Below are 20,752 nucleotides of genomic sequence, written 5' to 3' on the forward strand. Positions count from 1 at the left end.
TTTTTGCATAAAGAAGCATAAATGAAGGAATAATTCACACATTATTTTTTCATCAATTGTTTAGACTAATTTATTGTTTTTAAAATATAAATATAAAAAAACTAAAAAGAGGCACTGACCTCTTTTTAGCCAAACAGATTAACTTTTTTATTTAAACTGTAAAATCGTCACCTAAGTAGACTTTACGTACCTGTTCGTTATCCAGAATTTCTTGTGGCGTGCCTTCGGCAATTACAGCCCCTTCACTCACAATATATGCACGTTCACAAATTGCTAGAGTTTCACGTACGTTATGGTCAGTAATGAGTACACCAATACCACGATCTTTTAAGGTCTGGATAATATCTTTAATATCACCAACCGAAATTGGATCGACGCCGGCAAACGGTTCATCAAGTAACATAAATTTAGGATCAGCAGCCAATGCACGTGCAATTTCAGCACGACGGCGTTCACCACCAGACACACTCATGCCCAATGAATCTTTAATATGACTGATTTTAAAGTCATTCAATAATTCAGTAAGACGTTGCTGGCGCTGTTGCTTATTTAAGTCTTTGCGTGTTTCTAAAATAGACATAATATTTTCAGCAATTGTTAGCTTTCTAAAAATAGAAGCTTCTTGCGGAAGATATCCAATCCCTTTACGTGCCCGCTCATGCATTGCCAAATCAGACATATCAAGATCATCAAGGTGAATTTCACCTTTATCCATACGCACGAGTCCAACAACCATATAGAAACTTGTTGTTTTTCCTGCACCGTTAGGGCCAAGCAAACCAACAATCTGTCCACTTTGCATACTAAAAGATACGTCTTTGACGACCCAACGTTTACTATAGTTTTTTGCTAAGTGCTTAATACACAAAGTTTGGGGTTGTTGAAGAGCTTGTTGCATTAGTCACGCGCTCCTGGGAAACTTTTTGAAGTTGATGGCGGAATAATAATCTGAACACGGTTAGATGATGAGCCTTGTGCTTCAACATCGCCTTTATTCATACTATATTTCAGTGAGTTACCACGAATACTTGAACCATCTTGATATAGATATGCACCACCAGTCAAAGTAATAATGCCTGTATCTGCATTATAAACAATAGTTTGACCCTCGCCTCGTGCAACGCCTTTGTCTGCACTAATTTGCTGTTGGAATTTAGACGGTCTACCTTTGGCAGTAATCGTTTGAATTTCACGCTTAGCGTTTAGAGTAGCCACAATTGAGTCGGCTTGAAGCTTCATCGTACCTTGCTCAATCACAACATTGCCCGTATAAGTCGTTAAACCCGTTTTCTCATTATAAGTTGCACGGTCTGCCACTAACGAAATTTGTTGATTACGGTCAGACGGTAAAGCAAAAGTCGAAGCAGATGATAAAGCAACGAATGTAATTACCGCAGCTTGTTTTAGGAAAGCTGAAGAACGTTTTAAATTAAGACTTTGGTGCATACTTTCCTCGAATATTAAAAAATTCGTACTGACCATTATTCAAATTGGCTTTTAGTCCTTTGCTGACAAAATCGCCTTGCGGAGATTGAACAACGACCTGATGATTCGTTTCAATTTCTCTGGTTTTTGGATAGCCAGTTAACTCATCAGTATGGAATTCAATCTTACCTTGTGGCGCAAGTTTAGTAGCGACCACATCGCCCGATAATATAACTTTACGGTTATCATCGTAGCCATTTGCCTGTTTTGCAAAGAACGTTGCATCAACTTTGCCATCTTTATACATCGAGGCATTGAGTTGATCCAACTTTGATGTTTTTTGTTGCATATCCTGTTCAAGCTGACGAACTTCAGCACGAATATACAAATTGCCTTGATCATCAGTTTGAGTCAAATGGACGCCCTGCGCTGAATATGTCATATTCTTCGCAGAACCAATGTCTAGTTTTTTTGCCTTGCCACTATAGTAGTAATAACCACCACTTATAGCAGCAACTACTACAGCAACAATTGATAAAACTCTGGTATCCATGAGCAGGAATAGCCTACCTTTTTAAGTAATCTTATTATTAATGCGGTACTGCAAGATATTTTTCAAGAAGTTCTTGGTAAATGCCTTTTGCGATCAGCAACATATCACAGACTTCACGTACAGCACCACGCCCGCCCATCGATTGCGTAACCAAATGCGCACGGCGACGTACTTCTTCGTGACCATTTGGCACAGTAACACTCATACCTGCAATCGCAAAAGCCGACAAATCAGGCCAATCATCGCCCATATATAAGCAGTCCGACGGCAAAATATTAAACTGTGCACATGCTTCACGAAGTGCTGAGCCTTTGTCTTCACGGCCTTGAAAGACCAGATCTACACCTAAGTCAGACATGCGTTTTTCAACAATATTACTTTTTCGGCCTGTGATAATAATGACTTTCATGTTCGCTTGCTGCACAAGCTTCATGCCTAAACCATCACGAATATCGAATGATTTAATTTCATCGCCACTATTGGTTAACGTTACAAAGCCATCACTCAAAATACCATCAACATCCAGAACCAATGCCTGTAAATGACGTGCTTGTTCTAACAATGCATAAGATGCCATTGATTAATTTACCCCTGCCTGAATAAGGTCATGCATACTAATTACACCAATCACTTTATTCTGGTCATCGACCACCACAAACTGACTAATTTTTTTCAGGTTAAGCTGTTGTAGAGCTTCTACCGCACGTGCTTCTTGAGAAATAGTTGACGGTTTCTTTGTCATCACTTCAGAAACAGGCAAATTCACATCGAAACCTTGCTGTTTATCAATTAAACGGCGCAAGTCACCATCGGTAAAAATACCAAGCAAATGGTCTTGGTCATCTACAATCGTGGTCAAGCCTAAACGTTTATTAGAGATTTCATAAAGCACTTGATTCATTGGCGTGTCTGGTGAAACTTTTGGCAGCTCATCGCCTGTATGCATGAGGTGTTTCACATGTAAAAGTAAGCGTTTACCCAACGCACCTGCTGGATGCGAGCGAGCAAAATCATCTGCAGTAAAACCACGTGCTTCTAGTAAAGCGACAGCCAATGCATCACCCAAAACTAAAGTTGCTGTCGTACTCGAGGTAGGTGCCAAACCTAAGGGGCAAGCCTCGTCAGACTCACCTAAAGTTAAAGCGATGTCGGCATTTTGCGGCATTGGGCCTTTATCATCACGGCTAATGGTAATAAGTGGCACGCCAAGATGTTTGATTAAAGGCATCAACATCATGATTTCATCACTTTTTCCAGAATTGGAAATCGCAATTAAAACATCACCACGAACCAGCATTCCCAAATCACCATGCCCAGCTTCGCCCGGATGCATAAAGAAAGAAGGTGTACCAGTTGAGGCGAAAGTTGCAGCCATTTTACGGCCAATATGCCCTGACTTACCCATGCCAGTAATCACAACACGACCTTTACACTGTAACAATATTTCACAAGCTCGATTAAAACTGTCACCAATTTGTGTTGCTAACACGTCTAAGGCTTGTTGCTCAATACGCAATGTTGCTAATGCGCTGCTTTGGAAATCTGTAGGATTGGGCATACGAGTTTGACTCAAAATAATTGATCTGATCTCTTGTGAAGATCGGTGATTTTAATCAAAAGATTTGGGGGCATTCTAACATAACTCAATCACCTACACGTTTTTAAATGTATAAGATTTCACAAGCTTATAAAATTCTTGCATAAAACTTTGTGAAAAATGATGCATCAGTTATGATGTAACACTGTTTTTGTTGAGTGTTTGAAAACCCTTATGCAACCGTTTGTTTTATATAACTCTGAGCAACGAAAAAAAGTTGAATTTGTACCTCGCAAAGAAGGTCACATCGATATGTACGTCTGCGGTATGACCGTTTACGACTACTGTCATATCGGGCATGCTCGAGTTATGGTTGCATTTGACTACATTATTCGTTTCTTACGTAGTCAAGGCTGGAAAGTTCGCTATATTCGCAACATTACCGACATTGACGACAAAATCATTAAACGTGCGAATGAGAATGGTGAAACAATCCAACAACTCACCACTCGTTTTATCGATGCAATGAATGAAGATGCAGCGAACTTAGGCTGTTTGGCACCGGATGAAGCACCTAAAGCGACTGAATATATCGATCAGATGCAAAATATGATTGGCAATCTGGTCAACAAAGGCTCTGCTTACCCTGCTTCAAACGGCGATGTTTATTTTGAAGTGACCAAATTTGAAAAATATGGTCGCCTCTCTGGCCGTAAGCTTGATGATATGCAAGCTGGCGCAAGTGAGCGTGTTGATGTAGAAGTTGAAAAGAAACATCCTTTTGACTTTGTACTTTGGAAACATGCGAAAGAAAATGAACCGTCTTGGGCATCCCCTTGGGGTAATGGCCGTCCGGGTTGGCACATTGAATGTTCTGCAATGTCGACTTGCTGCTTAGGCAATCACTTTGACATTCATGGTGGCGGTTCAGATTTAATGTTCCCACACCATGAAAATGAAATTGCGCAAAGTGAAGCTTCGACTGGTGAGCAATATGTAAACTACTGGATGCATGTTGGCTTCATTAACGTTGATGGTGAAAAGATGTCTAAGTCTTTAGGCAACTTCTTTACGATTCGCGACGTGATGGAGAAGTTCCACCCTGAAGTGATCCGCTACTTTATTGTGTCTTCACACTATCGTAGTCCTGTGAACTTCTCTGATGTGGCACTTAAAGAAGCAAAAACTTCTTTAACTCGTTTCTACCATTCATTTAAAGCTTACCAACAAGTTTACGGTCAAACGACAACTGAAGCACTTGATCAAAGCTTTATTGAACGTTTTAACAACGCAATGTGTGATGACTTCAACACAGCCGAAGCAATGGCGATATTGTTTGAACTGAACAAAGAATTGAACCGTGCTGTAAAAGAAGAGCAAGCTGACCAAGCGACTATTCTTTATTCGACATTACGTCACCTCACCAACATTTTAGGTTTGGTACAACACAATGTAGATGATTTCTTAAAATCAGATATCGGACAAGAAGCGCTTGCTTTGTCTGATGCTGAAATTGAAGACTTTATTCAACAACGTGTGGATGCTAAAAAAGCAAAAGACTTTGCTAAAGCAGATGGTATTCGCCAGTCTTTGCTCGACCAAGGTGTTGTGCTTGAAGATACTCGTCAAGGTACAGTTTGGCGTCGTGCTGATTAAATGTTCAATTAAATCACAAGAGTGTTGACACTTTAGTGAAACACTCTATAATGTGCTCACATTGCGGGAATAGCTCAGTTGGTAGAGCATAACCTTGCCAAGGTTGGGGTCGCGAGTTCGAGTCTCGTTTCCCGCTCCAAGATTTTATGTATTAAAATCAATAGGCTGCATAACTTTAACGAGTTATGTGGCCTGTTTTTTATTGTCGATCGGTCAGCTTTGACTACTCAAAATAGTCAAAATTCGCATTAAAAAACGCTTTATATTTCCGTTGCGACACCAAAAAAGTGGATGTCTTTTAGACACTCGCGAATTTTGGTGTCGCCGCGACACCACGAAATTTGGAGTGTTCTTATGCAAAAGCCGGTTAAGCGCGGAGATGCGTGGCGCATCACTGTTCGTTATCTAGGCAAACGTTACACAGCTACTCGAGATACTGCGAGTGAGTGTGAACAATGGGCCGCAAAAAAATTATTAGAATTACAATCTCAACAGGCTAATCCTGAGCCTGAAAAAATCCATATCTCCTTCTATGCCCTTTTTGAACAGTACTATCAAGAAGAAGGCAGAAAAATGAAGAGTGCTCGCTTGATTGTTCAAATGCTTAAATGCCTAAAGAAAAATTGGGGGAAATTAGCAAATGAATCAATTCACGACCTGACACCAGCATTAGTTAAACAATGGCGAGATAAACGTTTAAAACAAGTTAAAGGTGCAACCGTCATTCGCGAAATGGCCATGTATAGTTCGGTTTTTGACTTTGCACGGAAAGAGCTATTTCTCACAAAAGAAAATCCTTTCAAGGAAATATCAAAACCTACTGCTCCTCCTCCACGTAATCAAAGGATTTATCAGAACCATATAGATGCTGTTTTAGCTGGGCTCGACTATGAGTGGGGAAAAGTGCCCGTTCAGCCAAGACACCGGGTGGCATGGTCATTTCTATTTGCACTTGAAACGGCAATGCGTAAAGGTGAAATACTTAGTGTAGAGAAATCATTAATCTTTCCTGATTTCATTCGCCTATTAGATACTAAGAATGGTACTACTCGTGATGTGCCTTTAACTGCTAAAGCAAAAGAGCTACTTTCTTGGCTACCAGACGATCCTGACGATAACCGTATGGTTCCTCTTACCTCTAATGCCTTTCGATTAATATGGCAACGTAACTTACGTAGAGTTGGCTTAGACGGTGTTATTACGTTCCATGATACACGTCATGAAGCTATTACCCGTTTTGTTCATGACTACCGTTTACCAGTAGAGATCCTAGCGAAAATTACTGGTCATAAAACGATTAGTGTTTTAGTAAATACTTATTACAATCCTACAGCTTCAGAAATTGCGAAGATGTTAAGCGCAGCATAATAAATATTTTTCATAAAACAGTTAGAGAAATAGGTACGACTATTTTCCTAACTGTTTTTTATTATTTGTATATCTTTTAATTCAATGAAGTTAATTTTAAGTTATTAAGGTCCATCTGATTTATAAGAAAGTTATAAATTTTAAGATTATCAATTACTTTCTATAATTACAAATGACTAACTGAACTTAGTAGAGCAAAAAATGCATTGGTTAAACTAAAGGAATTTAAGATGGATGAAGCTAGAAAACTTGGGTCACTTGTAGAAAGCAGACGTAAAATGCTGCAAGATTGGGCAGATATAATTGATAGTTGGAAAGAATAATGAAAATATAGGTAATATTTTATGATTAAGCCCATCATTAAGTTTCTATTGATATTGAAATTAAAAATTGGCTTAAAATTAAAAATTAGCTTAAAAGTATATTATCGCAAAGTCTCCCCCATTGAGGAGACTTTCTAAGTATTAAATGACTTAAGGATGAATTTTTTTCCATCCATCTTCTACAGCAAATTTAGCTTCCTCCCACTGTAAACGTGAACTGCCTTTAACTTGCTCCCATTTAGTTTTCAATTTAGATTCAACCTCGGAAAAATTAATTTCTGCATTATTAGGTACACGATTTTCATAACCTAAACGATAAGCCACCCGATAATCACGATCATATTCTAGATTCTTGTTTTCATTATAATATGGCATTTTTTTATAGTTTTCTCGCCAATAATTATCTACTTCTTGCCAGTAATTACTATCATCTTTTTGATTATTTGTTTGAGCTATATCATTACCTGCTATTCCCCCTACTACACCACCAATAATCCCTCCAACAACAGCACCTGGAGGCCCCCCAACAACACCGAATGCAGCACCTATAGCCGCTCCTCCTAAGGTTCCTGCACTTACAGCTGCCAAATCTTCTCCCCCTTCATTCATATCAGGTACATGATTGTTATTAGTCGGTGGTGAGTTTAAATCTGGACGAGCATTATCATTTGTGGATGAAGTATCTTGTATTGGTTTGCTATTTAATACATTACTATTGGAAGATGGCTCTTTTTGAATCGTATGATTACCATCTGAAATTGATTGTTTTTTATTTACCATTTTCTTACTCCCTATATTTTAAAATCTAGTGTCTTTTAAAAGAGCTAGAATATAAAAAAGCTTTTTGGAATATGCTGAACAATTATTAGTATAATTTAGGTTTCGGTTATTTATGTTTCATAACTGTCCAAATTAAGTGAGGAGATGTTATTAATTAATAAAAAAGTATTTCTCATTTATAAAAATTCTTGTCCAGAGAGTCTTTATAATTAAATCATGCTTCATCTTACAATTATTATATTTCGCTAGAGTAAATATTACCGATAAAATTCCAGCTTTACCCTGACTGGCAAGAAATTATGATTTTATGTATACGCAATTTAAAAAGCCTAGTTAATTGATACTAGGCTTTTTAAAAGTATTTTTAAAAGATATTATAGATGTATATTATTTCATCTTTTTAAATATATCTTCAGCCGCTTTTAAGTGTTTCGCAACAGCATTACGTGTTTGTACGAGCATATTTTTTAATTCAGAACTTTTCGTGTTTGGTATTAACTGCTTATCAATTATCGTCAAAACTTTACGGTGAACTTTAACTTGACTCATCATATAATTTTTATCAGTATCTGATGTTATTTGATTAAGCTTACTAACAATTTTATCACTATCATTTTGCAATGATTTACTAAGATTACTGGTTTGTGAAATCAACTGTAACCGACTTGCCAACGCTTGTGCATTTCTTTCATTGGCTGAATGTTCTTTAATCATCATTTCAGCATATTTCTTAGCTTCATCCATTTTTAGTTTTGGTAATGCAGTTTTTGCCTGCTTAATTTCACCATTATTAGCTGTACTTAATATCTGGAAAATTTGACTATCAGTCAAATTTTCATGGTTTTCATTTAATATTTTAGAGTGATTCTTCCCATCATTTATAGTTTGTTGATTCGCTGCCATAATCTCAAATGCACTGAAGCTTAAAACACCACTAATTGCGATACAGCTAATAATTTTCTTCGTTAAAATAGCTTTCATACCAATATCCTTTAACTTAATTCATGAGTATTTCTACCTATGGGTAGCTCTTTCACATTTCCAATCTATATCCCTACTTATAAATTCAAGGTTGGGGTTATTTATTCATTATTTCAATCAACCATATTTATACCGCTCGTTGAATATTCTTCGCAAAGGGTAAATAGCTTATTTAAAGTAGATGATATAAATTTAATAATGAATCATACATCTGTATCCAATCTTATTAATGTAAATATAAAATATATATAATTTTAAAAAACATCAACTTAAAAACAATTTTTATTTTTTATTTTTACGAAAATAACAATAAAGCTCGTTATATTAACTTATAGATACTAAAGCTAAAATTAAATATATTTAAAGAAAATTTAAACCAATTTAACTTATTCGCCCATCTATAAAAAAGCGTTCTCCTAAAGACTTTAATTCACACACTGCACACAAACAGTGACATGCACTTTTGTAGATATCGTATGAGCTGTGCCTCCTGCTAATTAAAAATCTAAACTTCAAATTTATTTACTGTAAGGTATCTATTCGATTTTCAAATACTATATAAAAGAATTATGCGCTTTTCTTTAGTTATTGTTCATCTCATACTGCAAGCTGGATAAAGAAAGAGGCAGTTCGTTTTACTTATCTCAACATACGACATATGTGAATAAGTGAACTATTGTTGAGTAATGATCGTTAGTACTTCACAAAAAGATGATTTTTTCAAAGGTGTCAAGGATGCGCTACCTCTTCTATTGGCAGTTGCACCATATGGCATCGTCTTAGGCGCACAAGCCTCTCAAGTGGGCGTTTCAATTGTAGAGCTTTTCTTAATGACCGCTCTCAATTTTGCAGGCGGTTCGGAGTTTGCTGCAATTCAGTTATGGCATTCTCCATTACCCATACTTACCATTGTCTTGATTACTTTTCTAATTAATAGCCGACATATTATTATGGGTGCAGCAATTACCCCATATATACAGCATTTACCCAAAAGAAAAATTATTCCCGCTTTATTCTTTATGGCAGATGAAGGTTGGGCTGTGAGTTATAGAGAAGCATTGAAAAATGCAACTAAGCCTATTCCAGAAAAACAGCTCAGTTTTAGCTATTTTTTTGGAGCATGTTTTCCTTTTTATCCAGTATGGGTTGGTTTTGCTTTAATCGGCGCCATACTCGGCCCTATCTTAGGGGATATGGAGAAATATGGATTTGCAATTGCGTTTCCAGCTGTATTTTTAGTTTTACTACGGGGAATGTGGAAAGGATTTCGTGCTGCTCGGCCATGGCTTGTTAGTTTAGTTGTCTCATGTGCTGTCTATCTTTTAATACCGGGTCATATGTATGTCTTAGCGGGAACGTTCAGTGGGCTACTTGCAGCATGGTTATTAGGGGAAAAACATGATTAGTACTACAGCATTAATCACAATTATAGGTATGGCTTTAGTGACCTATGCTACACGCTTACTTGGTTATCTTTTATTAAGAAATAGAACACTCAGTCCACGAACACGAAGTGTCTTAGAGTGTGCTCCAGGATGTGTGATCGTCTCTGTAATTGCACCTTATTTTGTTTCACCTCATCCTGAGGTTGTTATTGCAATGTTGATTGCAGTAGCCTGTGCAACTCGACTCTCAATGTTACCTACCCTAATTATTTCCGTAGCTTCTTTAGGGATATTAAAGTTTTTAATGAATTAAGCCCTCTTCAAAGGGCATTCACACAAATACCTACACTCACTTTGTTATTGATCGCATGAACTGAGCATCCAGATAATCCAATACACAGCAAAACCAGAACCTGCATAGTGAAACTCGGTTAGCAATCCAACCGCTAGGGTTCGCTCACAGATTCCAATGTAGAACCAACCTTATCTGATATGACCTAATAGTACTTATATGATTCCACATAAAATTAATTTTCTAACTTTAATAGTAATATTTTTTATACCAAATGGTTTATTATTAACATTAAACATATTGGTTATTAAAAAAGATTTTTTTAATCTATCAAAGACTTCTTAAGTGATTTAGTCAATGAAATAAGCCTTTAGCAGAGGAACTAAATGGATTACCACCAACAGTTAATTGAAAACGGTTTATCAGCTACCTCTTCTCGTGTTGCGATTTATAAATTTGTGCATGAACACAATACAGGGATAACCGCAGAAGAAATATATGTCCTATCTCAAAAGAAGAACCTGAAGATTAGTCTAGCTACAACCTATCGCGTATTAGCTGAATTTGAAAACAGAAAACTAGTTAAAAGAGCTGTTTTAGGTAAAAGTAATAGAGGGATCTATACTCCAGCTTCAAATAAAATTAACTTAAATATTATTAATACCAAAACCGGAAAATCTCTTCCGTATGACTATGATGAAAAAATAGAAGAGCTATTAGAAAATTTATTAAAAAATATTGATGAAGAAGTTCTAAATATTGAAGTTAATCTTTATAAGTAGCGTAAATTAAAATCTAGTAATTTACGCTACTTACATTAATATTTTTATATTCAAACCTCAGCCCACTTACGAATCAAATTATGATAAGTATTTGTTAAGTTCAAAACTTCTTTATGCTCGTCACCTAGTTGCATACGTAAGTTTTGAATAGTTTGGTCTAAATTAAATAACATATGTCGCTCGGCATCATCACGAATCATGCTCTGTACCCAGAAAAAAGATGCTATACGACAGCCTGAAGTAATAGCAGTCACTTCATGCAGACTGGTAGATGGATACAAAATCATATCACCCGCAGGCAATTTAATTTCATGATATCCATACGTATCTTCAACGACGAGTTCCCCACCCTCGTACTCTTCAGGCTCACTTAAAAAAACCGTACAAGATAAATCTGTTCTTAAACGCTGATTACTGCCACGTATTAGGCGTATTGAATTATCTACGTGAAAACCGAAAGATTCATGATTTTCATAACGATTAAATAAAGGCGGTATGATATCTAATGGAATTGCAGCAGATAAGAATAATGGATGTTTTCCTAATGCATCAAGGATGATGTTACTCAGTTGATGAGTTAGAGGATGATCTTCAGGCAATTGCTGATTATGTTTTACTGTAGCTGAAAGTGTACCAGCAGTGACTTTTCCATTAACCCATTCTACTTTGTCCATTTCTTGACGGAAAAACTGGACTTGTTCTTTAGTAAGTACATTAGGAATATGGTGGATCACGGCGATACCTTTAAAAATAGTTTTAATTAATAAAATAGCCTCAAATTGAGGCTATTTTAGATTACTTCTTAAGACTAATAAATTTTTAAACTTATTAGTATTTAAAGTTAACTGATAATACTGCACTACGTCCTTCTGCTTCAGTTGCATAGTGTGAAGCGTACGCTTTAGTAAAGTAACGCTTATCAGAAAGGTTATTTAAGTTAAGTTGTAAGTTAACATTCTTGTTAACGTCATAACGAGCCATCGCATCATAACGAACATACGATGGAACCCATTTTGTATTAGCTGCATCACCATATACTTTGTCAGCATAGAAAGCGCCAGCACCCACAGTAACTTGAGGCAATACTTTGTATGTAGTCCATAAAGTTGCAGAGTTTTTAGGTACGTTTGGAAGGTGCTTACCTTTAGCTGCATTTTCAGGATTACATACCCCAGCACGACTACAGCTTGGCCCTGGATCAGTATTTTCACTATCTAAGTAGGTGTAGCCTGCGCTCACAGCCCATTTATCAGTGATATTTCCGTTTGCTGAAAGTTCAATACCGTCAACTTTACTATCGCCGCCATTCGTATAATGACTTGAATCTACTTGAATACGTGTATTTTGTTTCTCTGTACGGAAAATGGCAGCAGTCAAATTAAGTTTTTCGTTTAGAACGTTCCACTTTGTACCCAATTCAATGGTTTGGCTTTCTTCTGGCTTAAGGTCCATATAAGCTTGACCGATTGACTCAGAACCATCACCACCATCTACACCTACTGGGTTAGCGGAAGTTGCATAACTTGCATAAATACTACCATTTTCAGTAGGCTTGAAAGTTACGCCTGCATTGTAAGTAACAAAATCTTTATTACTCTCGATTTTAGCGCCAGTTGCATTGGTAACTTGTTCGGTATCAAACTTATCCCAACGAACACCTAAATCAAGTAACCATTGAGGATTAAACTCAATATTATCCAATAAATAGACAGAAGTATTTTTTGTAGTCGTTGTCGTAGTTGCTTTATTGGCGATACGACCACCTAACCATGCATCTTTAGAATTAGGATTTGTTAATGAAGTACACCATGCATCATTAATAGCACAGTCACTATTAAAACCGCCCGTTGTAGAACCTTCATACCCTGGATATGTTGTCGAGTAGCTACCTTTATCTGACTCTTGATCACTGTATTCTGCACCGACATTAAAGCTATGCTTGATAGCTCCAGTATTAAACTTGCCTCTTAAAGATAATTGGTCAGTGAAAATATCAGTATCTGTAATTCGAGAGTTAATACGACGCCAAACTTTACCGTTCGCTACATTCCCTTTTGAATCATCTGGCTGAGTCCAAAGGTAATCATTTTTTGATTTGCTGTAGAGTACAGTGTTAGCAAGAGTAAGATTTTCATTTAAATCATGCTCTACCTTAAAAGTACCAATATGATTTTCTTGTTTTTGGAAATCACGACCTTTTAAACCATAGTAAATACCTTGTTTAACATCAACAGGCTTACCAACAGTTGCCTTTTTAGCCGTATCGTAATTATATGGAACACCTGAATCTGGAGTGTCATCAGATCTTAAGTAGTAATAACTTAAAGTTGTACGTGTTGGTGTATCCAATCCAAATGTAATACTAGGCGCGATACCTACACGCTTGTATTCAGCACCATCACTTTGACCCGCTTTTTCATTTTTATGCCCCATAAGGACAACGCGACCAGCAGTACCATTACCAAAGTCTTTATTACCATCTAACGTGATACGTTGATAATTATCAGTACCTGCTTGAACAGAGCCCTCTAAAGAGTCACCTTTTTTAGCAACTTTAGAAATCATGTTGATGCTACCACCAACAGAACCTGCACCGCCCATAGAAGAAGCAGACCCTTTAGTCACTTCAACTTGCTCGATAGCAAACATTTCACGGTTTTGTGATGATGAGTTACGAATACCATCAACGTACATTGAACTTTCAGAGTTGTAACCACGAATAAATGGGCGATCACCATTTGGGTTACCGCCTTCACCTGCGCCTAAAGTAATGCCTGGGACAGTACGAAGTGCATCACTTAATGTATTTACTTTCGTATCTTCAATAAGTTGCTTTGAAATTACTGAAACTGATTTTGGAGTATTTAATAAAGGTGCTATGAACTTAGTATTAGCTGATTTATCAACTTTAAGGCTCTGTGTAACTTCTGCATCTGCTTGCACATGAATCAATGGAAGTGGTACAGAGTTTTCCTGAGCAGCTATTGCAGTTGTAGCTACAATTGATAATGAAGACGCTATTGCTGATTTAGCAATCTTCTTACGAGACTTAATAAATTCCATATGTATTTTGTGTGTTCATGTAAATATTAGCGCGAATAATAATGATTATTGATTATTAAAACAATAATTTAATATAAAAATCCTATAACTCGCGTTCAGAAAAATTTAATAATCCATTGATTTTCATTAAAAATATTTAACAAAATTATTTTATTTTTCCTCAAAACTTGTTTTTATTATTATTTTTATATAGAAGCCCTTTTTTAAAGGGCTCTTATGTAGATCGAAACCGAAACATTGCTATTAATAGTATGAGCTGTGCATCCTGATAAAAGAATACATAACAATATTAAAGTTTTCATAAAGAAATCCGGTTAGCGACCCAACCATAGAAAAACTGTTCTTGTGAGGGATTACGTTCACAGATTTCAATGTAACGTTGGCCTTGCATGATATTAAGTACTCGCACTAATACTTTTTCACCGTCTTTCCCGCGTTTGGCCAAGTAAGTTTTAAGTGCATTTAATGTCGCTGGACCATAGATTCCATCTACTGATAGATCTGGCCACCCTGCTTTACCCTGGTTATTTAGTAAATTTAAAGCACGCTGTAAAAGTGGTTTTGCAAATCCAGTACCACAATTTACACCGGTATCTAAAAGCTCTTCAGCTACTGCTGAACTAATAGAATTAACCTTATCAAAACGCGGAGCCGTCCAATAATTCTTTCGGTAAATCACTTTGGCCGCATCTAAAGGCAGATTACGCATGTTACCTTTAAACCCGTTTGCACGTGCTACTGCTTCAGTAATGCCGTATTTGGTTGCACCTCCTCGATCTGCTGGGTTATTCACATACCCACCTTCGCGTTTAATCAACTCATCAAGATATTGTTCGATGTTCATTTCAATTTCCTCTGATAATAAAAAACCGCCCGAAGGCGGCATTAACTGTTCTCGATGTCTTTTCTGGCTTTTTTAAACTCTTTGATCACTTCAACGATCGTTTTACCTTCCTGTTTATCTATGAAATTAAAGATCCATCGGACTAAAGCCCAACCGGGTAATCCACATACAAAGAAGAAGCCTCCTAAGGCAATCATCCCCCATACATCAGTCACCCATTCGTGAAGACCCCACTTTACGATAATGAATGAGCCGCCAGCTAGACTTGATACGACTGTACAAATTAGACCTACGGCCCATTCCTGAGGTGATCGTGGCATACGTGTCATTAATACTACTGCTGCAACTAAAGCGACAGCTAAAGTCACCATAATTGCTGCACCATAAAATTTTAAAATTGCTGTTAAACCACTTGTTGAAACTGGTTCCATTTATATCTCCAGTAAAATAAGACAATAAAAAAACCCTCTACTTCTAAAGCAAAGGGTTTTTAAGGTTTCATAAATAAAGCCGCTAAATCAGAATGTATTCAAAAATGTAATACACGCTATTTGGTAGATTGGTATTAAAATAAAAAAGACTTGTCTACTTTACCTTAATATGAATTTGAAAAATATTTTTACTATTGCTTTGATATTTCTACTATCGGCATGTACTTCAAAGTCCTCTGTAATTTTCACAGAATTTCAAAATGAAAGTATTCTTACTATTAGACCAAGATCAGGTCATATATCTCTAACTTTGCGTTGTAATTTAATTTCTAAAAATCCAACACTTAAAATCTATAGTCCAGTAAATCTTGAAAAGAAATTTGCATTTTATACGGATGGAAAATATGAAGTATATTATTCGGGCATAAAAAATGATCGATATGTCTTTTCTCAAGAAAATAGTAAAAAAATTTTAAATAGCATGTACAAGTCAAAAACCTTGGTGATAAAAACCTCCTCTGGGGTTAAAACAAGTATTCAACTTGAAGGCATTAATAAAGTTATTAGAAAATACTTCACTCAATGCCTTTAAGCTTAGTTCTTCTTTCTTTCAAAGTATTAAAGGGTTTGTAAAATTTTCCCTCCATTGATCAATTGTGTTGTGAGTGGTGAAATTCCGACAATTGCGGCACCGCCTGCACCCGGTTGCCCTTCAGTTGTTCCATGGTAATTCCAGTTCCATGTTCCATCGTTGGTAGACTTGGTACCACGTTGGCCCCATCCACCACCATCACCCGACAATGGAGATCCATAACGATCATCATTTGGGGTTCTATATCCTTTACCTGGTATTTCAGCCTCAGCATCAGTCACTTTTACAACCAGTAAATATCCCCCATCAAGATACCAACGCCAGTCCTGAGTATCATTATAGATTGGCTGTCCTGTCATAACCCTGCCAAACGGCGCCCCAGCTCCACCAGGAACACCTTGCACTCCATAGCCGAGTTCAGTGTAAATACCACTAGGAGTTGCACCACCACCTGAACCGCCACGAGCCAGTGTCCCTCCATCAATGATCAGGTTTAACTTACTGTGCCGGTTCATTAGACCTGGTGCGCCTTGGAATCCGTCACGGCGAGTTTTAGTAAAGCTGTAATTTGGATCACTAGACCGACCACCATACGCTAAATGAGGAAGTCCACCATCACCACCACGCCCGACAACAGCTCCTTTAATCGTAAGATTTACGATAAGACCTGAAGGAAACTCCCCTGTATCAATCGCTGGTAATTCAGGTGCAGCTGGAACAATAAACTCTTTAGTTTCTGAATCATAAGTATGTTTATAAATCATTTTGGTTTCTGGCCGAAGTGAACTTGAACTCGATACCAAAGCGCCTGCTTCAACTACAAAACTAATCTCACCTGTCGTTGGCAAATCACCTCTTTGCATTTGATATAAACGCGCTAGATTAATATCTAACTGATCGTATCGAATGTAGATCGGCGAATCATCAACTGGTACATCAATAAAGTCCTTGTCATTGAGGTAGTAACGTACATCGTAATTCACTGCCGTAATGGTATTTGAGAATTGGTCAACCGGATCTTTCTTAGCAACCAAGTAAGGCAATGAACCCTTTGTATCGTCATTCACGACTGTATAAATCGTATTAACGAAATCATCAGGACTTAACTTTAATGCCCCGTTTGGTAAGCGACCTAAAACCACTTTGTTCTTAGCAGACCCAGCAGTGATAGGAATCAAGTCAACGCTACCATCTCCCATTTGTAGATAAATCACATAACTCTTACCTGCAATGAAATCGACATCATGGCTCAATGTAAGAATTAAGCCCTCTTGCTGCACTACCTCGCCGCTTTGATGAATTCCATTTCTATAATCAGCTACAGCGATGCGATCACGTAAAACCAGCAATTCAGACTCAGGTGCTGCATCAAAGGTGATAGATTTGCGCTGAAAACGGAGCTTGTTCCAAAGCCGGTACGCATTGAAATGCGCTTGCCACTTATTACGTACACCTACCGATTTCACCTCTTTAGGGTTCTTGGTTCCTTTATCCGGCAAGTAGATATTAATACGGCTATCATCGGTCGGATCCGTGTATTCATAGATCAACCCATCGTAATCATCCATTATACCAAAGGTCAGATCATGCTTATAACTATCAGGGATGATATTCCTGAAGTTGAACAGCAACACCGAGTTATCTGTTGGTCGTTCAAAGTAGATCTTGAGCTTACTGTTTTGTCGATATGCTGTACAAAACACTGCATCACAAAGGTTAGTAACTAGCTCTTCAAATGAAAGGTTTGTATCATCAATCGTAGTACAAAATTCTGCCGCTAACGGTGTGCCAAAATAATCGACAATATCGTTATAAGTACGGTAGATATTTTCTATATCAATCTCATCAATCGTACGGCGACCGATCTTGTCATCGAGCGCCATTGAGACCAGCGCATCAGCAAAGCTTGAGGTAGGAAATAGCTCAGTCGTCATCGCCCCATTTTTATAAGTGGGTAACATCCGCTGAAGATCAAAATTGATCTTGCGCGACTTAACTGCGAGCGCACCTGTAGTTGCATAAGTACGTGCACGAAAAACCGTTTCATATTCATATTTAGTGCTTTGCAGCGGGAATGCTCCGTAAAGTGCTTGCCACTTCACCTCATCAACTACACTTTCAACAGCCGGTGTAGGTGTTAAACGGCGTGCACGTACGCTGCAGCGTCCTTGGAATGTGACCATATCCAGCGTTGCGCCAATAGTCTGCCGTGACTTTGCTGAACCTTTCAGAATGATCTGTTTCAGCATTGGATTGCCAATGGCTACACCTGATTCATTCACCGGCGTGACCTCAACTTCAAGCGTAACGTTTACAGCTGCCTGATTGCCGCCTGCTGATACCGTATAAAGCCCATTACTGGCTACAAAGTTAAAAATGACACGGCTACGTTCAATGTTGTCCAGGATGAATGGACCAATCCATTTCTCACCAATCGATGCAAGCTTTGGAGATAAAGCAGCTGTTTGTTGGTTAGATAATTCTTTTAGCTTTAACCAGTTTGGATTAACTGCAGCAGGATTTGATAACGTCATGCGATCGTCAGCAACGGATAAGACGCTATAAGTACCGTTTAAATCGTATGTTTGCCCGTTATATGTAAAAGAAGCATTGGTGATTTCAACGCGGTCATTGCTGACAAACTTAGTCGTTAAATCGATATTATTAGCAGCCGCTCGTAGAATCTCGTTTGGATAAGCAAAAATAAGATAATTAATACCTTCTAGGCTTTGAGTATCTGCTGGACGTAATATCTGGCCATTCACTGAGTTTTGATGCTGAACACTTAATGGTGGTGTGGTAATTTCAGTACCAAGTGAAAAATAAGGCTGTCCAGAAACAATATCAACGCCTGGCCGGAAGACTTCTACTGATGCCCCTGCAATATCAACAATATTGGTTTCACCATCGTACGCGCCATTAATTTGATAGTGGCCACGACCAATACAGCCAACAATATGCTCAACTTCAACATTGTTTTCATAAACCTTGTAAGGCACAGCAATCAGATCAGGTGTATTCCATCCAGCACCATAGTTATCTGTAATTCGGCCGTTTACCCTCATCTTATTTTCACGATTTGAAAGTTCATTATTTGCAGATGAGGATTGGTTGTTATTCTGATTGGTTTGAGCAATCGATGGTGCGGGCATTAAAAATGCAACCGCCACGCTTAAAACAATAGAAACGATTGCCGCAATAAGTGCAGGCATACCTTTCGGATTTTCAATCACAATAAAAGTGCCCGGTAAGAAATCTAGCTGTTTTAAGTCATGAGCATTCTTAGGTGTAACTTCATTGGCAAACGAAATTTCTGCATGATCCATATTGCTTGATGTATGAAAAATACGGACATGCTCAGGCATAGATTCATATTTGGAAGTTAGCCATTGCCCTATGGTGTGAGCATATTCCACTGTCTTTTCTTCAGACAAAGGATCCTGTTTATAAATAATCTTAATCATAGTAACTGACCCGACTAAACCCCATTGCTCTGATAACGTCTTCAGCTAAATAAGTGACCCCACCTTCCATTAGATGCAGTACACGACCTAAACGAAAAAGCCCCACATGTGGGGGCTTATTTCTTTGTCTTGGATGGAAGGCGACAATGCAGCCCTCCTTGGGCATGGGCAGTGGATTTAAAAGTTTTAATCTTGATGGCAGGAAAGTAATTTTGCCTTTTGGTTGCATGAATAAATCCAAAGCCTCACTACGATCTATTCCGTAGAGATCCATTGCAGCTTCATGGGTAAAATGAACGCAGTTGTACTGCTCTTCATCGTATTGCTTATCAAGCAAATGATCATGACTTTTCATACAGCCCCCTTCAGACCACTAAAGCGATCCAGTGCAAAAATATCTCCAGTCTTCGCAGTATTTAATCGTGGTGATTCAGCCTTGAATGTCACAGCTTTATGATTCATTGATATGCCTGAAAGTTTCAGTCCTAACAAATAATGGATTGGTGTATTCAAGCTGTCTGAACTATAGAGCCGATAATTTACGGTAGGCTTAACGTCTGAATATTGCCCTTCAATTACCCTTTCAAACTCATCCGGCAAGACATCACCAAGTCCTGAAATTGAAACAGTTAAGGTCTGGTCCAGATCACCCAACATTCCAGATCTTTGGATAGACATGGGTAGATATTCATAAAAGACCTGTCCTGATCCTTCTTTATGCTGGACATAGACACCCTGATCATTGTTGCGAACAACCCGATATGTATTTAGAAAAGATGGATGTGATAACTCAATACACTCTAGTTGATAGATATCGACTTTGCGATTGAGAAAGAACTTGGCGTATTCGTTATCCATTACACCACCCAATCACTAATAAGGGCCTGATCAGCAGTAGCATTAGGCTGGTTTTGAATAACTTCCAGCTGGGCAGTTACCCGGTAAAGATTGCCATTCACTTCGTTGGTCTTAAACGAGTTCGGAATAAAATTACATTGGTATTGCTGGCGCGTCCCCTGGTCAATGACCAGATCCGCATAAAATGATGCTGGCTTGCTTTGGTAAACACGCCAGAAAGCCATCATCTTATTGAAATCGGTTTTACTTAAATTCCAGTTCACATCGACTATATGACTATTACGTTTTACATCGATGTAATAGCGTCCACGCCCTCCATCCATCTGCTGACGCTTTACATCATCACCCGGTGTTACGCCATAGCCATTTGTTTGAGGATTTAGCTTTAACTTGTACATAACTTTCCTTCAGGTAATAA

General features: G+C 37.9%; 20 protein-coding genes and 1 tRNA gene. 6 read left to right on the forward strand and 15 right to left on the reverse strand.

Annotated elements, in window-relative coordinates:
- Positions 1 to 151 precede the first annotated feature (151 nt).
- From lptB to kdsD, 5 genes are read right to left on the reverse strand one after another with little or no spacing between them, the layout of a single operon-like run.
- The gene (gene lptB, locus F931_RS11535; RefSeq protein WP_009389082.1) at positions 152 to 898 is read right to left on the reverse strand and encodes an LPS export ABC transporter ATP-binding protein; all 747 of its coding nucleotides are present in this window, start codon (positions 896 to 898) and stop codon (positions 152 to 154) included.
- On the reverse strand, positions 898 to 1,446 hold the full coding sequence (lptA, locus tag F931_RS11540) for a lipopolysaccharide transport periplasmic protein LptA (RefSeq protein WP_016141538.1): 549 nt from the start codon (positions 1,444 to 1,446) through the stop codon (positions 898 to 900). The genes lptB and lptA overlap by 1 nt, the downstream gene beginning before the upstream one ends.
- Complete coding sequence (lptC, locus tag F931_RS11545) at positions 1,430 to 1,978, reverse strand: LPS export ABC transporter periplasmic protein LptC (RefSeq protein WP_016141539.1); 549 nt, start codon at positions 1,976 to 1,978, stop codon at positions 1,430 to 1,432. Before lptC ends, lptA begins: the two co-directional genes overlap by 17 nt.
- Before the next feature lie 37 nt (positions 1,979 to 2,015).
- Complete coding sequence (kdsC, locus tag F931_RS11550) at positions 2,016 to 2,555, reverse strand: KdsC family phosphatase (protein ID WP_016141540.1); 540 nt, start codon at positions 2,553 to 2,555, stop codon at positions 2,016 to 2,018.
- A 3-nt stretch (positions 2,556 to 2,558) separates the two neighbouring features.
- Positions 2,559 to 3,536, reverse strand: a complete 978-nt coding sequence (kdsD, locus tag F931_RS11555) for a KpsF/GutQ family sugar-phosphate isomerase (protein ID WP_016141541.1) — start codon at positions 3,534 to 3,536, stop codon at positions 2,559 to 2,561.
- A gap of 213 nt (positions 3,537 to 3,749) precedes the next feature.
- Between kdsD and cysS the strand changes: the two genes are divergently transcribed.
- The 3 genes from cysS to F931_RS11570 all read left to right on the forward strand — a co-directional run bounded on the left by cysS (position 3,750) and on the right by F931_RS11570 (position 6,539).
- Positions 3,750 to 5,171 (forward strand): cysteine--tRNA ligase, encoded by a 1,422-nt coding sequence (gene cysS, locus F931_RS11560; protein ID WP_016141542.1) that lies wholly within the window; start codon positions 3,750 to 3,752, stop codon positions 5,169 to 5,171.
- Positions 5,172 to 5,234: 63 nt separating this feature from the next.
- A tRNA-Gly gene (locus F931_RS11565) sits at positions 5,235 to 5,310 on the forward strand.
- 215 nt (positions 5,311 to 5,525) lie between these two features.
- Positions 5,526 to 6,539 carry a tyrosine-type recombinase/integrase gene (locus tag F931_RS11570; protein WP_016141543.1) on the forward strand — a complete coding sequence of 338 codons (1,014 nt, stop codon included), beginning with the start codon at positions 5,526 to 5,528 and terminating at the stop codon, positions 6,537 to 6,539.
- Positions 6,540 to 7,012: 473 nt separating this feature from the next.
- On the opposite strand, the gene F931_RS11575 is transcribed toward F931_RS11570, so the two are convergent.
- Both F931_RS11575 and F931_RS11580 read right to left on the reverse strand, forming a co-directional pair.
- Positions 7,013 to 7,642, reverse strand: coding sequence for a hypothetical protein (locus F931_RS11575; RefSeq protein ID WP_016141545.1), 630 nt, complete (start codon positions 7,640 to 7,642; stop codon positions 7,013 to 7,015).
- Between the two features lie 387 nt (positions 7,643 to 8,029).
- On the reverse strand, positions 8,030 to 8,623 hold the full coding sequence (locus F931_RS11580) for a DUF4142 domain-containing protein (protein ID WP_016141546.1): 594 nt from the start codon (positions 8,621 to 8,623) through the stop codon (positions 8,030 to 8,032).
- Between the two features lie 686 nt (positions 8,624 to 9,309).
- Here F931_RS11580 and F931_RS11585 point away from each other — a divergent pair.
- The 3 genes from F931_RS11585 to F931_RS11595 all read left to right on the forward strand — a co-directional run bounded on the left by F931_RS11585 (position 9,310) and on the right by F931_RS11595 (position 11,082).
- Positions 9,310 to 10,029 carry an AzlC family ABC transporter permease gene (locus F931_RS11585; RefSeq protein WP_016141547.1) on the forward strand — a complete coding sequence of 240 codons (720 nt, stop codon included), beginning with the start codon at positions 9,310 to 9,312 and terminating at the stop codon, positions 10,027 to 10,029.
- Positions 10,022 to 10,321 carry an AzlD family protein gene (locus F931_RS11590; RefSeq protein ID WP_016141548.1) on the forward strand — a complete coding sequence of 100 codons (300 nt, stop codon included), beginning with the start codon at positions 10,022 to 10,024 and terminating at the stop codon, positions 10,319 to 10,321. Before F931_RS11585 ends, F931_RS11590 begins: the two co-directional genes overlap by 8 nt.
- A gap of 365 nt (positions 10,322 to 10,686) precedes the next feature.
- Positions 10,687 to 11,082, forward strand: coding sequence for a Fur family transcriptional regulator (locus F931_RS11595; RefSeq protein ID WP_016141549.1), 396 nt, complete (start codon positions 10,687 to 10,689; stop codon positions 11,080 to 11,082).
- A 50-nt stretch (positions 11,083 to 11,132) separates the two neighbouring features.
- Here the strand turns inward: F931_RS11595 and F931_RS11600 are convergent, their stop codons facing one another.
- From F931_RS11600 to F931_RS11640, 8 genes are all read right to left on the reverse strand, one after another.
- A complete protein-coding gene (locus F931_RS11600; protein ID WP_016141550.1) occupies positions 11,133 to 11,816 on the reverse strand; it encodes a Fe2+-dependent dioxygenase in 684 nt (227 codons plus the stop codon).
- Between the two features lie 94 nt (positions 11,817 to 11,910).
- Positions 11,911 to 14,145 (reverse strand): TonB-dependent receptor, encoded by a 2,235-nt coding sequence (locus F931_RS11605; RefSeq protein ID WP_016141551.1) that lies wholly within the window; start codon positions 14,143 to 14,145, stop codon positions 11,911 to 11,913.
- A gap of 298 nt (positions 14,146 to 14,443) precedes the next feature.
- Positions 14,444 to 14,989, reverse strand: a complete 546-nt coding sequence (locus tag F931_RS11610; RefSeq protein ID WP_025470342.1) for a glycoside hydrolase family 108 protein — start codon at positions 14,987 to 14,989, stop codon at positions 14,444 to 14,446.
- A 41-nt stretch (positions 14,990 to 15,030) separates the two neighbouring features.
- A complete protein-coding gene (locus F931_RS11615; RefSeq protein WP_000433918.1) occupies positions 15,031 to 15,420 on the reverse strand; it encodes a hypothetical protein in 390 nt (129 codons plus the stop codon).
- A 618-nt stretch (positions 15,421 to 16,038) separates the two neighbouring features.
- On the reverse strand, positions 16,039 to 19,476 hold the full coding sequence (locus tag F931_RS11625) for a host specificity factor TipJ family phage tail protein (protein ID WP_016141554.1): 3,438 nt from the start codon (positions 19,474 to 19,476) through the stop codon (positions 16,039 to 16,041).
- Positions 19,469 to 19,831 (reverse strand): hypothetical protein, encoded by a 363-nt coding sequence (locus F931_RS11630; RefSeq protein WP_016141555.1) that lies wholly within the window; start codon positions 19,829 to 19,831, stop codon positions 19,469 to 19,471. Before F931_RS11630 ends, F931_RS11625 begins: the two co-directional genes overlap by 8 nt.
- Complete coding sequence (locus F931_RS11635; RefSeq protein ID WP_016141556.1) at positions 19,828 to 20,334, reverse strand: DUF1833 family protein; 507 nt, start codon at positions 20,332 to 20,334, stop codon at positions 19,828 to 19,830. Before F931_RS11635 ends, F931_RS11630 begins: the two co-directional genes overlap by 4 nt.
- Positions 20,334 to 20,732: a hypothetical protein gene (locus F931_RS11640; protein WP_016141557.1), complete on the reverse strand. Its 399-nt coding sequence runs from the start codon at positions 20,730 to 20,732 to the stop codon at positions 20,334 to 20,336. Before F931_RS11640 ends, F931_RS11635 begins: the two co-directional genes overlap by 1 nt.
- Positions 20,733 to 20,752: the final 20 nt, after the last annotated feature.

The organism is Acinetobacter pittii ANC 4050 (assembly GCF_000399685.1).
Taxonomy (GTDB): domain Bacteria; phylum Pseudomonadota; class Gammaproteobacteria; order Pseudomonadales; family Moraxellaceae; genus Acinetobacter; species Acinetobacter pittii_E.